Genomic DNA, 521 nt, shown 5'->3' with positions numbered 1-521 from the left:
CACATTTGCTAATACCATCTGACACCTCTTGAATATACTCTGCTTTCCAACCATCCTCAGTTGATTTATTTTCTCTAGCTAAATAACTTGCATAGCTACGACTAACCTTTATATATCTACTTGCTTCTTCAGCACTCTTAAGAATCTTTACCTCTCCAGTATTTATGTTGAAAATTTTTATAATTTTCCCTGGTCCACCACGATTTGTAGTTTTTATTTCTGAATCTTCATATTTTATTTGTTTCTCAATTTCATTTCTCTTTCTTGTTGCTCTTAAATTAAGTTCAAACATATCCTCTAAATCCATAGTTTTACTTAGAACTTCATTTGCATCCATCCAAATTTTAGCCATATCTTCGCCCCCTCCTTATTCAACTGGCATTTCAAACACTTTTTCTTTGTTGCATCTAACCCCGTCTTTATTTATAATGTCAAACTTAGTTCCTGCAATAATAGCCTCCTGTATTCTGTTTAATACTTCAATAGCTCTTTCTTCTGATTTATACCTACCTATTTCTCTA

General features: G+C 32.4%; 1 protein-coding gene. It reads right to left on the bottom strand.

What is annotated here, in order from left to right:
- A partial coding sequence (locus KGF39_RS19460) for a hypothetical protein (RefSeq protein WP_227823574.1) occupies nt 1-352 on the bottom strand: 352 nt, incomplete at its 3' end.
- Nucleotides 353-521 lie beyond the last annotated feature (169 nt).

The organism is Clostridioides sp. ZZV14-6345 (assembly GCF_020657775.1).
In the GTDB taxonomy this organism is placed as follows: Bacteria; Bacillota; Clostridia; order Peptostreptococcales; family Peptostreptococcaceae; genus Clostridioides; species Clostridioides difficile_D.
The sequence above is the reverse complement of the archived record's forward strand: the minus strand, read 5'-3'. Positions and strand labels throughout refer to the sequence as shown.